The sequence below is a fragment of the Corynebacterium sp. Marseille-P4321 genome, from assembly GCF_903645305.1.
GTDB lineage: Bacteria > Actinomycetota > Actinomycetes > Mycobacteriales > Mycobacteriaceae > Corynebacterium.
The window spans coordinates 858,760-873,421 of the sequence record NZ_CAHJXO010000001.1 but is presented as its reverse complement, the minus strand read 5'-3'; the positions used below and the strand labels follow the sequence as shown (position 1 = coordinate 873,421).

The 14,662-nt window shown below is 66.0% G+C and carries 12 protein-coding genes; 6 read left to right on the top strand and 6 right to left on the bottom strand.

What is annotated here, in order from left to right:
• Positions 1–72: 72 nt before the first annotated feature.
• The gene (gene rpsP / locus HWX32_RS03880; protein WP_175934780.1) at positions 73–609 is read right to left on the bottom strand and encodes a 30S ribosomal protein S16; all 537 of its coding nucleotides are present in this window, start codon (positions 607–609) and stop codon (positions 73–75) included.
• A gap of 345 nt (positions 610–954) precedes the next feature.
• Here rpsP and HWX32_RS03875 point away from each other — a divergent pair, with 345 nt between their 5' ends.
• Positions 955–3,267: an acyltransferase family protein gene (locus tag HWX32_RS03875; protein ID WP_175934779.1), complete on the top strand. Its 2,313-nt coding sequence runs from the start codon at positions 955–957 to the stop codon at positions 3,265–3,267.
• Between the two features lie 102 nt (positions 3,268–3,369).
• Here HWX32_RS03875 and ffh read toward each other — a convergent pair whose 3' ends face one another.
• Positions 3,370–4,998, bottom strand: coding sequence for a signal recognition particle protein (gene ffh, locus HWX32_RS03870; protein WP_175934778.1), 1,629 nt, complete (start codon positions 4,996–4,998; stop codon positions 3,370–3,372).
• A 179-nt stretch (positions 4,999–5,177) separates the two neighbouring features.
• Positions 5,178–6,893, bottom strand: coding sequence for a signal recognition particle-docking protein FtsY (gene ftsY, locus HWX32_RS03865; protein ID WP_175934777.1), 1,716 nt, complete (start codon positions 6,891–6,893; stop codon positions 5,178–5,180).
• 79 nt (positions 6,894–6,972) lie between these two features.
• Between ftsY and HWX32_RS03860 the strand changes: the two genes are divergently transcribed.
• Positions 6,973–7,464, top strand: a complete 492-nt coding sequence (locus tag HWX32_RS03860) for a hypothetical protein (protein ID WP_175934776.1) — start codon at positions 6,973–6,975, stop codon at positions 7,462–7,464.
• Here HWX32_RS03860 and smc read toward each other — a convergent pair.
• Positions 7,461–10,937, bottom strand: a complete 3,477-nt coding sequence (gene smc / locus HWX32_RS03855) for a chromosome segregation protein SMC (RefSeq protein ID WP_175934775.1) — start codon at positions 10,935–10,937, stop codon at positions 7,461–7,463. The genes HWX32_RS03860 and smc overlap by 4 nt on opposite strands.
• Positions 10,938–11,019: 82 nt before the next feature.
• Between smc and HWX32_RS03850 the strand changes: the two genes are divergently transcribed.
• The 4 genes from HWX32_RS03850 to HWX32_RS03835 all read left to right on the top strand — a co-directional run bounded on the left by HWX32_RS03850 (position 11,020) and on the right by HWX32_RS03835 (position 12,771).
• Positions 11,020–11,211 (top strand): hypothetical protein, encoded by a 192-nt coding sequence (locus HWX32_RS03850; RefSeq protein ID WP_175934774.1) that lies wholly within the window; start codon positions 11,020–11,022, stop codon positions 11,209–11,211.
• A gap of 81 nt (positions 11,212–11,292) precedes the next feature.
• Complete coding sequence (locus tag HWX32_RS03845; protein ID WP_217702883.1) at positions 11,293–11,562, top strand: Fic family protein; 270 nt, start codon at positions 11,293–11,295, stop codon at positions 11,560–11,562.
• A gap of 84 nt (positions 11,563–11,646) precedes the next feature.
• The gene (locus tag HWX32_RS03840; protein ID WP_175934773.1) at positions 11,647–12,423 is read left to right on the top strand and encodes a 3-oxoacyl-ACP reductase; all 777 of its coding nucleotides are present in this window, start codon (positions 11,647–11,649) and stop codon (positions 12,421–12,423) included.
• A gap of 36 nt (positions 12,424–12,459) precedes the next feature.
• Positions 12,460–12,771 carry a helix-turn-helix domain-containing protein gene (locus tag HWX32_RS03835; protein WP_175934772.1) on the top strand — a complete coding sequence of 104 codons (312 nt, stop codon included), beginning with the start codon at positions 12,460–12,462 and terminating at the stop codon, positions 12,769–12,771.
• Positions 12,772–12,824: 53 nt separating this feature from the next.
• On the opposite strand, the gene HWX32_RS03830 is transcribed toward HWX32_RS03835, so the two are convergent.
• The gene (locus HWX32_RS03830) at positions 12,825–13,109 is read right to left on the bottom strand and encodes an acylphosphatase (protein ID WP_075469383.1); all 285 of its coding nucleotides are present in this window, start codon (positions 13,107–13,109) and stop codon (positions 12,825–12,827) included.
• A gap of 26 nt (positions 13,110–13,135) precedes the next feature.
• A complete protein-coding gene (locus HWX32_RS03825) occupies positions 13,136–14,653 on the bottom strand; it encodes a sodium:alanine symporter family protein (RefSeq protein ID WP_175934771.1) in 1,518 nt (505 codons plus the stop codon).
• Positions 14,654–14,662: the final 9 nt, after the last annotated feature.

Sequence of the window (14,662 nt, the reverse complement as noted above, 5' to 3'; positions counted from 1 at the left end):
AGGCAAAGCGCCCGCCGACTCCCATAAAAGTGGGGGCGGCGGGCGCGGTAGCCATCGATAAGCGAAGTGCGCTTACTCGTTGTCCTCAGCCGGGGTCTCCTCGGCCTCTGCAGCCTCGGCAGCGTCCTCCTCGGCCTCAGCGTCAGCTTCCTTCGCAGCCTCTGCCTCAGCTTCAGCGGCGGCAGCGGCCTCAGCGGCAGCCTTAGCCTCAGCGTCTTCCTTGGCCTTCTTGCGCTTCTCGGTGATGGCCTCAGCGGTCGGGCCGTTGTTGGCCTCCTCCAGCGCCTGGTTGAACAGGTCGAGCTTGCTCGGCTTCTCCTCGGCCACCTTCAGGGTGCCCTCGGCGCCTTCCTCGCCCTTGTGCTTCTGCCAGTCGCCGGTCACCTTCAGCAGAGCCATAACCGGCTCGGTCGGCTGCGCGCCGACACCCAGCCAGTACTGGGCACGCTCAGAGTCGATGCGGATGAGCGACGGCTCTTCCTTCGGGTGGTAGATGCCGATGTTCTCGATAACACGGCCATCGCGGCGGGTGCGTGCGTCGGCAACAACAACGCGGTACTGCGCGTTGCGGATCTTGCCCACGCGCTGCAGCTTGATCTTTACAGCCATAGTTCAAAAGTCCTTACGGTCACTGGGCAGTGCAGGCACGCGCCGCTTATCGACGCGCCGGTTCAACCCTTCATCCTTTAACCTGCGTGTGACTGGCCGGGCGGAACGTATCCGAGCACCGGCGCGAACGCAGTATCGCCAGGCGTGCGCCCGACAACCTGAGCCATGCTACCGGCCGGTTCGCCTGCGACCAAACCGCTTCGCTTCGGCGTCGGTTTCGGGGTTCGTGCCCGTGAGCATTTCCGGCGCGCCGACAGCGGTGGCAGTTCGGCCGCGGCGCATCCGAGTTGTAAGGTCTCTATGGCATTGACGGGCACAACGGGCGTATAGCACGAGGTAGACAACATGGCAGCGCAGCAGGCGCAGGCAGCGGAGACAGTGCGGGCGGGGCAACCCGCCACCGGCGTATCCGCAGGCGGGGCCACGAAAGGTTCCACCGCATACAGGGTTGACCTGGACGGCCTGCGCGGCTTCGCAATCGCTCTGGTGGTGCTCTTCCACGTCTTTGTCGGACGCGTGTCCGGCGGCGTGGACGTCTTCTTGTTGCTATCCGGCTACTTCTTCCTCGGCGGGCAGCTGCGCTACGCCATGCGCCCGAACCCGAATTTGAACCCGTGGTGGCCGCTGTGGCGCACCATCCGCAGGCTCGTCCCCGCACTCGCGTTGGTGCTGGTGGCCACCCTAGTCGCGGTGATTACGCTTACCCCGGCACTGATGTCCGACGAACTGGCCCGGCAGTTCAAGGCCTCCATCTTGTACAGGCAGAACTGGGAGCTCGCAGCCCAAAACCTCGACTACGCAGCCGCAGGCCAGGACACCTCACCGTTGCAACACCTGTGGTCTATGAGCGTGCAGGGCCAGTTCTACATCGTGGCCATCCTTTTCGGCACGCTCGTGGCAATTGTGGTGAGCAAACTCAAGGTGGACCCCGTCAAGGCGCGCCGCGGCACGGTGGTAGTGCTGGCGCTGATCACGGTGGCGTCGTTCGCCTACGCCGCGCGCTTCGGCTGGACGGGTACCGGCGAGAACTACTACTCCACCTACTCGCGTGCTTGGGAGCTCTCTCTCGGTGGCCTGCTTGCGTTCGTGCCGTCTCGGTTCTTCCTGCCGAAGAGGACAGCCGGGATCACCGCGCTTATTGGTGTGCTGATGATCGCGGCGACCGGCATCGTGATCACCACCTCGCTCGCGTTCCCGGGCCCGCTCACCCTGCTGCCGCTCACCGGCGCCGCGCTGGTCATCCTGTCGGGCAACTCCAACCCGGTGTCTTCCGTGCTGTCCTCGAAGCCGATGACGTGGCTGGGGCAGGTCGCGTACTCGCTGTACCTGTGGCACTGGCCGATCCTGATCATCATCAGCGTGATTGCTGGATACGACACGCCTCCTGTGGCCGTCGGCATCGTGGTTATCGCCGTCTCTCTGGCCCTGGCGCACGTCACCCACGTGCTTGTGGAAGACCCGCTGCGCCAGCACCGCCGCCGCCCGCTGGCCGGCGAGCACCCGTTTGCCGACGCCGCCGCCACCTTGCGCACCGCCCCCGGCGTACTGCGCGCCATCGGCGGCGTGCTGGTCGCCGCACTGGTCGCGGTGCTTCTGGCCGTGGTCCCGGTGTGGAACCAGCGTGTTGCGGCAGCCGAGAAGCCGCTTGACCCGGAGGAGTACCCGGGTGCGATGGCGCTGCTGGGTGCCAACGTGCCGAACGTCGAGGCACGCCCGGACCCGAACCTCATCGCCGGCATCTACCCTCCCGTGGGTCACGACGGCTGCATGCGGTTTAAACCGGATGCCACAGACGACTTGGTGCCAGAACACTGCGTGTACGGTGACCCGGACGCGGAGACCACGTTGGTGCTCACCGGCGGCTCGCACATCGAGCCGTACATGATCCCGCTGGACGTCCTGGGCCGCCAGCACAACTTCAAGATCATCCCCTACATCCGCCAGGCCTGCCCGCTAGTGGCCGGAGGCCCGGAGAACCCGGTGAACGACATCGTGGATCCGGTGTGCGCCGAGTGGAGCGCCAACGCCTTGGAGCGCATCATCGAGCTGGACCCGGACATGGTGATCTCCACCTCCACCCGCCCGGAGGGCCGCCCCGGCGAAGGCAGCGCCACACTCGACCAAGTGCCGGAGGCATACGCCAACTTGTGGGCCGTGCTCGCCCAGAACGGCATCCCGTTTGTGGGCCTGCGCGACAACCCGTGGATTTTCGACGCCCTCGGCATCCCGGTGAACCCCAATTACTGCATCGTGGACGGCCACTCCGAGGCCGACTGCTCCGTGCCAGCGTCGCAGTTCTACACGCCGGAAGACCCTGCGGCCGCCTACCTCGACCCGCAGTGGCTGCAATGGGAGGTGGACACCGAGCCGTGGTTCTGCCCGGACGGCATCTGCCCGCCGCAGATCGGCAACGTGTATATCTACCGCGACCAGAACCACATCTCGAACGCGTACGCGCTCACGCTGGCGCCTCTTCTGTGGGAGGCTCTGGAGCCGATCTTCGAGGCGCTCGAGCTGCCCTACGCCGACACCAATGACGAAGATATGGTCACCGCGCTGCGCGAGGGCATGGAGCAGGTGCAAAGCGAAGAGAACGCGGTTGCGGAGCGCGAGGCCCGCGAGGCTGAATCCTCCGCCTCCGAGGCACCGGAGGAGTAGCCCCAGCGCCGGCGGACAAACTCCGCGTTATTTGTCACAAGCGGCCTAGAACCCCAGGAGCCGGACAACGACGACAAGATCTGTCCGCGAGGGGGTCGTCGATTAGCGGAATTTGCCCATCCGCTTCATCGCCTTTTCGAAGTCCAGGTTGTTCAGGTCCAAGCCCTGCATACCGGCGGGCAGCTGCTCCTGGAGCTTCTCCAGTTCCTTCGGGTCCGGCATCCCACCGGGCATACCGGGCATGCCGGGCATACCGGGCATCCCACCCGGCATCTTCGGCATGCCGCCGCCCTGGCGCTTCGCGGGCTTGCGCTTGCCGTTCTTACCCTTGCGGCCCTTCGGCTTCTTCTTCGTCGCGGAACGGCCGCCGCCCATGCCGGGCATACCCGGAAGGCCGAACTGGCTGGCCATCTGACCCATCATCTTCTTTGCTTCGAAGAAACGGTCCACCAGCTGGTTCACGTCGGACACGCTCACGCCCGAACCCTTCGCGATGCGCTTGCGGCGCGACGCGTTCAAGATCTTCGGATCAGCGCGCTCCTCCGGCGTCATGCCGCGGATGATGGCCTGGATGCGGTCGAGCTGCTTCTCGTCCACCATGTCGGCCATCTCGTTCATCTGCTTGCCGCCCGGCATCATCTTCAACAGGTTGCCGATGGGGCCCATGCGGCGGATCATGAGCAGCTGATCCAGGAAGTCCTCCAGTGTGAGCTCACCGGAGGCGAGCTTCTTCGCGGAAGCCTCGGCGTCCTGCTCGTTGAAGGTGTTCTCCGCCTGCTCGATAAGCGAGAGCAGATCGCCCATGCCCAGGATGCGGCTGGCCATGCGCTCTGGGTGGAAGACGTCGAAATCGTCGAGCTTCTCACCTGTGGAGGCGAACAGGATCGGCTTGCCGGTCACCTCGCGGATGGACAGTGCGGCACCACCGCGGGCGTCGCCGTCGAGCTTGGTCAGCACCACGCCGGTGAAGTCCACACCCTCGGCGAAAGCCTCGGCGGTCTTCACCGCGTCCTGGCCGATCATCGCGTCAATGACAAAGAGCACTTCGTCCGGGTTGACGGCATCGCGGATGTTGCGCGCCTGCGTCATCAGCGTCTCGTCGATACCAAGGCGACCAGCGGTATCGATGATCACCACGTCGTTCTTGTTGCGCTTCGCGTACTCGATGCCCTCCTGTGCAACAGCCACCGGGTCGCCGTGGGAGGTGCCCATCTCGTGGCCGTAAGAGTCGATCGAGGTACCCGGGTCCGGCGCGAACGTCGGCACGCCAGCGCGTTCACCGACAATCTGCAGCTGCTGCACCGCGCCCGGGCGCTGCAGGTCACACGCCACCAGGATCGGGGTGTGGCCCTGCTTCTTCAGGTGGTTCGCGAGCTTACCGGCCAAGGTGGTCTTACCCGCACCCTGCAAACCGGCCAGCATGATCACCGTCGGCGGGTTCTTCGCAAAGTTCAGCCGGCGCGTCTCGCCGCCGAGGATGTTGGTCAACTCCTCATCGACGATCTTGATCACTTGCTGCGCGGGGTTGAGCGCGGCGGACACGTCGGCGCCCAGCGCGCGCTCCTTCACACGCTTAATGAAGGCACGCACCACCGGCAGGGACACATCCGCCTCCAGCAGCGCGATGCGAATCTCGCGCGCTGTGGCGTTGATGTCCTCCTCGGTGAGCTTGCCCTTGCCCCGCAGGCCGCCCAGGGCTGATTGGAGGCGGTCGGACAGTGACTCGAACACGTTGTGTACTCCCTCTGTCACTTCAATCGGTTTTCGCGAAAACAGTTCGACCCAGCCTATCGCGTGCACCCTGTACGGGGCACATTCGAATGCATCGGTAAGCCAGGGAGCCGTCGATAAGCGCAACTGTGCCCATAGAAAAACCCGCCGCATGAAAGCGGCGGGAACGGAGCGAAAACCTAGCCCAACAGTGCGTCGACGAAGCTCTCCACCTCGAACGGTGCGAGGTCGTCGGCACCCTCGCCCAGGCCCACGAGCTTGACCGGCACGCCGAGTTCCTCCTGAACCTGGAAGACGATACCGCCCTTCGCGGTGCCGTCCAGCTTGGTCAGCACCACCCCGGAGATCTCCACCACGTCCTTAAACACGCGGGCCTGGGTGATGCCGTTCTGGCCCACCGTGGCGTCGAGCACTAGCAGCACCTCGTCGACGTGGCTCTTCTTCTCCACCACGCGCTTGACCTTGCCCAGCTGGTCCATCAGCCCGGTGGAGGTGTGCAGGCGGCCCGCGGTGTCCACGATCACCACATCCGCGCCCTCCGCCACGCCGGTCGCCACCGCGTCGAAGGCCACGGAAGCCGGGTCGGCGCCCTCCTTGCCGCGCACCGTCGTCGCGCCGACGCGCTTGCCCCAGGTTTCCAGCTGGTCGGCGGCGGCAGCACGGAACGTATCGGCCGCACCCAGCACGACGGAGTGGCCCATGGACACGAGCACGCGCGCGAGCTTGCCTGTGGTGGTGGTCTTGCCGGTGCCGTTCACACCCACGACCAGGATCACGGCCGGCTTGCCGTCGTTCGGCATCGCCTTAATGGAGCGGTCCATTTCCGGCCGCGCGGCCTCGATGAGGGTCTCGCGCAGCATGGCGCGTGCCTCTTCCTCGGAGGACACGCCGCGTTCGGCGATCTTCTCTCGCAGGTTGTCGGTGACCTTCATGGTCAGCTCGGCGCCGAGGTCCGCCATAATCAGCGTGTCCTCGATCTCCTCCCAGGCGTCGTCGTCCAGCTCACCCGCGGTGAGGATACCCAACAGGCCCTGGCCGATCGCGTTCTGGGAGCGCGACAGGCGCCCGCGCAGCTTGCCCATGCGGCCTGCCGCCGGGGCGATCTCGTCGATCTCGGTTGCCTCGGCCGGGGTCGGTTCTACCACAACCGCTTCGTCGGACACCTCAGTCTCGGCCGGCTCAGCCTGCAGCGCCTCGCCTGCGCCCTCCGCGGTTGCGGCAGCGGCCCCGGCAGCCTCCTCGGCCTCCTCGCGGACGGTCTCCTCCGTCGGCTCTGGCTCGACCGGCTGCGCGATGTCCTCGCCCGCCGCGAGCTCCTCTTCCTCGGCATCGAGCACAGGCTTATCGACGATCGGTTCCTCAACCACCGGTTCTTCTTCAACAACCGGCTCCGGTTGCGGCTCCGGCTCGACGACCGTCTCCTCAACCGCTACCCCTTCCGCAACGGGCTCCGCCGACTCCGGTTCTACCGGCTCGACCGGCTCCGGCTCTGCGGGTTGGTCACGCACCGCCGGTTCCGGCTCTGCGGGTTGGTCACGCACCGCCGGTTCCGGCTCCACGGCCTCCGCCGGTTCCGGCTCCACGGGTTCCACCGGTTCCACCGGCGCAGCCGCCGCGGCAGCCTTCGGAGCCGGCGGCTCAGGCTTCGGCTCTGCCGGGGTGCGGCGCACCGGCTCCGGCTGTTTCGGCTGCGCGTCGGCCTGAGCGAAGTTGAACCCGCCCTTGGCCTGGTAATTTCCGGATTTCTCCTGCTGGGTGAGCTCTTTGGTCTCCTCGACCTTCTCAAACGAGATGGTCTTGCTTTCCTTGCGCTTCTTCCCGGCGACGATCACGCCGACGACGATCAGCGCGATGACGACGATGGCAATGATGATCCATAGGACAGTCGTGTTCATGCCGTCTAGTGTGCCAGCACCGCAGATTCGGCGCGCTACCCACCCGCGCACGCCACCGGTGTGGGCTAGAATCTTCTGCATGCCAGCCAACATCATCGCCACCGTAGTGGCCCTCATCGTCGCGCTTGCCACCGCGTTGGGCCTGGGTTTCGGCCTGTCCAGCGAAACCACCGGCAGCAGCCGCCCGGCCCAAACCGACGCACCAGCTTCCGCCACGCAAGCGAGCGCCTCACAGCTCGAGGATTTCTTCAGCTCCACATGGCGGCCCGCACCGGCGTACCGCGACAACACCATCTCGTTCGAACGCGAGACCTTCGGCGGCCAGGACGGCTACTTCGTCAACGCGCCGGGCACCTGCAACGGCGTCGGCGCCTTCATCCCTGCCGCCCAGCCGGATCCGTCCACGCTGCGCATCCAGGCCACACCGCTGACCAAGATGGCGTGCGACGGGCTGGACTACGAAGCCCGCCTCAACAGCGCGTTCACCGACGGGGTGCAATTGCTTATCGACGGCTCCGCCACCGCCTACCTCATCTCCCCCACCACCACGCTCACGCTCAACCGCGTCTAGCTGCTGGCGCCCTCAGAAGCCGCAGCCGCCGAGCGCTCCTCAACCGGCTGCATGCGCTGCGAGAGCACGCGGGTCACTCCGTCGCCGCGCATCGTCACGCCGTACAGCACGTTCGCCACGTCCATCGTGGGTTTCTGGTGGGTGATCACGATCAGCTGGGAGTCTTGGCGCAGTTCCTCCAGAAGCGCGATGAGGCGGCGGAGGTTGACGTCGTCAAGCGCTGCCTCCACCTCGTCCAACACGTAGAACGGGCTGGGGCGCGCGCGGAAGATGGCCACCAGGAACGCGAGTGCGGTGAGCGACTTCTCGCCGCCGGAGAGCAGCGACAGCCTTTTCACGCGTTTGCCCGGCGGGCGCGCCTCGATTTCGATGCCGGTGGCCAGCATGTCGTCCGGCTCCGTGAGAATCAGGCGCGCCTCGCCGCCCGGAAACAGCGTTTGGAACACCTTCGGAAATTCCGCTTCGACGTCCGTCCACGCGTCGGTGAACAGCTGCAGGATCTGCGCGTCGACGTCCGTGATTACGCCCTCGAGGTCTTCGCGGGCACGCACCACGTCGTCAAGCTGTGTACTCAAAAACGTGTAGCGCTCCTCCAGCGCCTTGTACTCCTCGAGCGCGAGCGGGTTGACTTTGCCCAAGGCGCGTAGGTCCTTTTCCGCCTGCTTGAGGCGCTTTTCCTCGGCCGCGCGGTCGAAATCCTCGTCCGGGGTGTAGCCGTCGAGCAGGTCGGTGACAGAGATACCCAGGTTCTCCACCACCTTGGCCTCGGCCTCGTCGGCGCGCACCTGCGCCTGCGAGCGCGCGATGTCGGACTCGTGCGCGGAATCGGTCAACCGCGCCAGCTTCTGCCGTGTTGCGCTCACCTCGCTGCGCGCCTGCTGCAGCTTGCCCTGCAGGCTGGCCACCTGCGCGGAGTATTCGTCGCGCTCCGCGGTGGCGCGGGCGAGCGCGTCGTCGATGCGGGCGATGAGGTCGCGCGCATGCTTCTCGACGGCTAGCGCGACCTCCGCCTCAGCCCTCCTCCGAGCCATCGCCGCCTCGTGGCGCGCTTTCGCCTGGCGTTCCTGCTCGGCCTGGCGGCGCAACGCGTCGCCCTTGCCCGCCTCGGCTTGCGCGGCCTGCTGCGCGGTGCGGGCGGCCAGCGTGGCCTCCATCTCCACAGCCTTCGCCTGGTTCAGCGCTGCGCGGGCCCGGTCGCGCTCGTCCGAGGACGGCTCGGCCGCGGGCTCGTCATCCTCCACGCGGGCCAGGCGGTCGCGGGTAAGTTCCAGTTCCTCGCGGCGCTGGCTCAAGCGCACCTCGGCCTCGGTGGCGCGGGCGGCGGCACGTTCGTGCTCGGCGACGTTCGCCTCCGCCTGCTTGTTCAACCGCGCCTGATCGCGGCGCCAGGATTCTAGTTGCGTGTCGTGCTCGCGCAGGGCGGCCTTCGCGCCCGCGGCGGCCACACGGGCGTCGTCAGCGGCCTGCTTCGCGCCCTCTAGCGTGCCTGACAGTTCCGTGAGCTGGGCGCGGGCCTCCTGTAGCTCGTTGCGCGCCGCCTCGATTCGGGCGGCGACCTCCACCGTGGTAGCAGCGCGGGCACCAGCTACGGCCCAGCCGTCACCCGCCACCAACCCGTCGCGGGTCACGGCGCGCAGGCGCGGGTCGGACTCCACTACGGCGCGGGCGGTGTCGGCGTCGTCGGCCAGCACCACGTCGGCAAGCAAGCGCGTGACGGGCCCTGCCACCGATTCGTCGAGCTGCACGTGGTCAAGCAGCCAGTCTGCGTCCACATCCGTGGCCATGCGCCAAGTCTCGCCGCCGCGCGCGTCCACCACGGCCGTGCGCTCCGCATCCCGCAGCGCCTTTAGCGCATGCGGGGTGACCTTGCCCACCAGCGCCTCGGCGTGGCTACCAAGCGCCGCAGCCAACGCGGTTTCCAGACCCGTCTCGGCACGCACCATGTCCGCGAGCGGCTCGAACGCCATAAGGATGTCACGGGCCTTTACGCTCGGCGCCTGCTCGCCAAGCGTGGCGATGCGCGACTCCAACGTGGCCACCGCCCTTTCACGCTCACGCTGATCCGCACGGAGTTGCTCCAGTCGCTGCTCCGCTGCGGCCGCCTCTGCGCCCGCGCGCACGTGCGCCTCGTCCAGCGGCGCGCGGTCTGCCTCAATCGCGGCGAGTTTCTCTGCCACCTGCGCGGCGTCCTCGCGGGCGGAAACGGCCCGCTCGCGCGTCTCGGCGAGCGTCTCCTCCATGCGCCGGATCTCGTCTTCGGCAGCCTCGACCGCTTTGGCTTGGGATTCCTCCTGCGCGATAAGCCGCACCACGCCCTCGCGCCGGTCTGCGATGGCGCGTACCTGGGCGAGGTGCTCGCGCTCGGCTTCATCGAAACGCTCCTGCAGCTCGGCGGATTCTTCCCGCGCCGCCTCCAGACGTTCGGCGGCTTCCTCAGCCGCCTCGAGCGCGTTGGCGTAGCGCTCATCGGCCACCTCTGCGCGCGCCTCCAAGTCCTCCGGGTTCTGCCCCGCGTACGGCGCGTTCGCCGCCTGGTTCGCCGCACGCTCCGAGGCCACACGCTCGGTTGCACTGGCCCGCTCCGCGAGTGTGGAAAGGCTGAACCACACCTGCTGGGCTTGCTGGGCCTTCGGCTGGACCTCTGCCTGCTGGGCCTCTACCGCCTCTTGCACCGCCTCGGCTTCCTCAAGCGCCGCCTCGACGGCTTCGGCCTGCTCGGCGAGCAGTTCGGCGGACCGGGAGGCGTCGAAAAGCTGCGTGCGCAACCGCACCACCTCTTCGCCCGCGAGCCTCAACTTCGCGTCGCGCACCGTGGCTTGGATCGTCGCGCCCTTCTTCGCCGCCTCCGCCTGGCGAGCGAGCGGCCCGAGCTGTTTGCCCAGCTCTTGGGTGAGGTCGGTGAGCCTATCCAGGTTCGCCTGCATGCCCGTGAGTTTGCGCTGCGCCTTCTCCTTGCGGCGGCGGTGTTTCAGTACACCGGCGGCTTCCTCGATGAACGCGCGGCGCTCCTCCGGGCGCGACTCCAGGATCTCGGAGAGCTTGCCCTGGCCCACAATGATGTGCATTTCGCGGCCGATGCCGGAATCGCTGAGCAGCTCCTGGATATCCATCAGGCGCGCCTTCGAGCCGTTGATCTCGTACTCGGAGGCACCGTCGCGGAACATCCGCCGCGTGATCGCCACATCCGTGTAGTCGATTGGCAGGCGCCCGTCGGTGTTGTCAAAAGTCAGCGTCACCTCGGCGCGTCCCAGCGGTTTGCGCCCGCCCGCGCCAGCGAAGATGACATCTTCCATCTTGCCGCCGCGCAGGTTCTTCGCGCCCTGCTCCCCCATCACCCACGCGAGCGCATCCACCACGTTCGACTTGCCGGAGCCGTTCGGCCCCACCACCGCGCAGATGCCCGGCTCAAACTTCATCGTGGTCGCCGACGCGAAGGACTTGAATCCCTTGAGCGTCAGCGATTTGAGGTGCATTGCTGCAGTGTAACAGGGGCTTTTCGCTTATCGACGTCCACCTGCCCACCTGGTAAAATCCTCCCATTGAAAGGGGGCCGAAATGACTCGTAGCGTGCCAGCACAGACCGATACCGCAGCAGCTCGACGAGACTTCGCACTCGGGGCACTCGCCGCCGCAGGTCATGAGATAGAAGACCCGGTAACACTCGATCTCGTTGACCAGCTTGCCGCTGGCGACATCGAGTTCGAAACGTTCAAACAAGCCGTAATCGAACGACACGAAGCAGAGTGAACAATTCAGACATCCGCTCCTGGGAGGACTACTACATCCGAGGCGGCCGAGACACAGTTCCGCAGACTCGCACGGAAAGACTTGCTACGGGGTCTGCCGCGGGATGAGTTTGTCTCAGAGCTCGCGGAGTTCTGGGGCGAGATCAACGTCATTCATCCTTTCCGCGAGGGCAACACGCGCACGCAGACGGTGTACTTCGCGGATCTCACACGCCACGCCGGCTACAACCTAGAGCCAGCGGCGTTCCTCGACGCGGAAGTGCGGGATGCGTTCGTCGCGGCCCGCTTCCACAGCCAAGACACCGGAGACAACGCAAAGCTTGCGGAAGTCCTCAACCGCATCGTGCGTTAGCGGTCCGTCCCCCTAGCGCTCCACTGCACCTTCTGTACCCTCGGTGCCACTAATGAACGCACCAATAATGAAGGAGCTAGCGAAATGGAACGCACAATTCCCGCAGTCGAAGACCAGGTAGTGCTCGTCACCGGCGGCGCACGTGGCCTGGGTAAAGCCATCACGGAGGCATTCTTGCGCGAGGGCGCTCGCGTGGTGGTGAACTACCGCTCCAGCCAGGACGCGGCCCAGGAAATCGCGGACACCAGCAACGGCAGGGCCATTGCTGTGCAGGCCGACGTGCGTGATGCCGACGCAGTGAAAGAGCTTTTCAGCGCCGCCGAGCGCGAGTTCGGCACGCCAGTGACCACCGTGGTGAACAACGCACTCGGTGACTTCTCCTTCAACGGCGACGCCCGCGACAAGGCCGACGAAATCACCTACGAGGCCTTCGAGAACCTGTTTTCCACCTCGGTCCGAGGCCCCCTGAACACAGTCCAGGCGGCACTGCCGGGCTTCAAGAAGGCGGGCAGCGGTCGCGTGATCAACGTGGGCACCAACCTCTTCCAGAACCCAGTGGTGCCCTACCACGACTACACCGCGGCAAAGGCTGCGTTGTTGTCCATGACGCGCACCCTCGCCGCCGAGCTCGGCCCGCAGGGGGTGACGGTGAACATGGTCTCCGGCGGCCTGCTGCGCACCACCGACGCAAGCTCCGCCACCCCGGAGGAGGTCTTCGACGCCATTGCGGCAACCACTCCACTCGGTTCCGTCACCACGCCTGAGGAATTCGCCGACGCGGCGCTCTTCTTCGCCTCCCCGTGGTCGCGCGCTGTTACCGGCCAGAACCTGGTGGTCGACGGTGGCTTGGTGATGGACTAAACTGGGTATCGGTTTGAACCGATAGGGGGGCTGAAGGTGAAGCCTGAAGATTACTTGGCTCGGAATTCCGCGGATCTGAATCTGGACGCGTTTCTGGGTGATCCGGAGATACAGGTCGCCTTCGAGGACGCCGAAGCGCGGTCCGAGTTCGTCGCTTATCTTCGTAAAATCCGATCAGATAGTGGGATTACCCAGAGTCGTGTAGCCCAAATTATGGGCACTACCCAATCGGCGATCTCCGATTTTGAAAATGGTGACACGGACCCTCAGTTGTCCACGGTCCAGCGGTACGCTCGGGCAATTGGCGTAGAAATCAAGGTGGTCGTGGATTCTCCTGCGAAGGACTGAACACGACTAGCTATGAAGCCAAACGCACTGGGGCATGTCGGCTTGGTGATGGACTAGCGCTCCTCGAATCCCTCCGCACCCTTCGGCTCCCCGTACTGAGCGGCAACGTGCTCCACGTGCCCGGGGCGATCGGCGCTGGAGGGGTCTTCGCGCAAAAGGGCAGCTAGCTTATCGACGTCAGCTTCCGCACCTTCAGCCACCACCTCAACTCGACCGTCGGTGAGATTTTTCGCGTAGCCGGTCAGACCGAGCTTCTTCGCCTGCGTTTTCGTCCAGTATCGGAACCCGACACCTTGGACGTGTCCGTGGACGTGGGCGGTCATTCGTGTATCAGCCATGCCGCCCAATCTACTCAGCGCGGCGGTTACGCGTTCTCGCCCGGGGCATTCGTCTCGCGCACGGTGACCCGGTCTTCGAGGCTGCGGCGCGTGACCGGATCCGAGCCATCCCAGAACTCCACGTTTCGCAGCTCGGGCAGCATGTCGCGGTGGAAGACCGGGTCGATGCCCTGGCGGCGCTGCTCGTTGAAGTTCTTCAGCAGTTTGATGACCACTCCGCCCAGCGGGATGATGGCCACGATGTTCATCAGTGCCAGCAGGCCGGCCATGGTGTCGCCGAGCGCCCACACAAGCGGCACGGTGCCGAACGCGCCGAAGATGACGAAGCCGATAACCACCACGCGGAAGACCGTCATCACCGCCTTCGAATCGGTGAGGTACTCCAGGTTGGCCTGGGCGAGGTAGTAGTTGCCCAGCACCGAGGAGAACGCGAGGAAGAACAGGATGAACGTGAGCGCGTGCGCGCCCCAGGCCCCGACGGAGTCGGCGAGGGCGGACTGGGTCAGCGCCGCGCCCTGAACGTCGTCGGTGCCGTAATTTACGGCCGGTCCGAGCAACACGAGGAAGGCGGTGATGGTGCACACCACCAGGGTGTCGAAGTACACGCCGAGCGTTTGCACCAGCCCCTGCTTCACCGGGTGCGAGACTGTCGCGGTGGCCGCCGCGTTGGGGGCGGAACCCATGCCGGCCTCGTTGGAGAACAGCCCTCGGCGCATGCCCTGCGTGAATGCAGCGCCGATGGCGGCACCGGCGACCTGCTTGATGCCAAGCGCGTGGCCCACGATGAGCGAGATCATCCCCGGGATCTCGGAGACGTTGACGATGAGCACCCACACGCCGATGAGGATGTAAGCACCAGCCATGAACGGCACGATGATCTGCGTCCAGCTGGCGATGCGGGTGACGCCGCCGAAGATCACCAGCGCGGTCAGCGCGGCGAGCACGAACGCCACCACGGCCTTCAACGCGGTCGAGTCGCTGCCCAGCGAGCCGCCGACCGCCTCGACGATGGAGTTCGTCTGAATGGCGTTGTACACGAACCCGTAGGTCACCGCGAGGAACACGGAGAACACCGTGGCCAGCGGCGCCCAGCCCAACCCGCGCGTCATGTAGTACGCCGGCCCGCCGTGGTAGTTGCCCTTCTCGTCTTTCGTCTTCCACAGCTGCGCGAGCGTCGATTCCACGAACGATGTCGCGCCGCCAATAATCGCCAGCATCCACATCCAAAACACCGCGCCCGGCCCGCCGACCGAGATGGCCAGCGCCACACCGGCGACGTTGCCGGTGCCCACCCGCGACGCCGCCGAAATGGTGAATGCCTTGAACGCGGAGATGCCGCCGTACTCCTCGTCCAGGTCGCGGCCCTCCCGGTCCTTGCCCTTCGGGGTCTCAGTGATGGCCTTGAACATGTCCGGCAGCAGGCGCACCTGCACGAAGATGGTCCGCAGCCCGAAGTAGATGCCGGCGATGATCAGGGCCCACGGCACGACGGACCAGATCAGGCCGTTCAACGTGCCGTCGATAAACGCGGTCGCTTTTTCCATGCGGGGCAG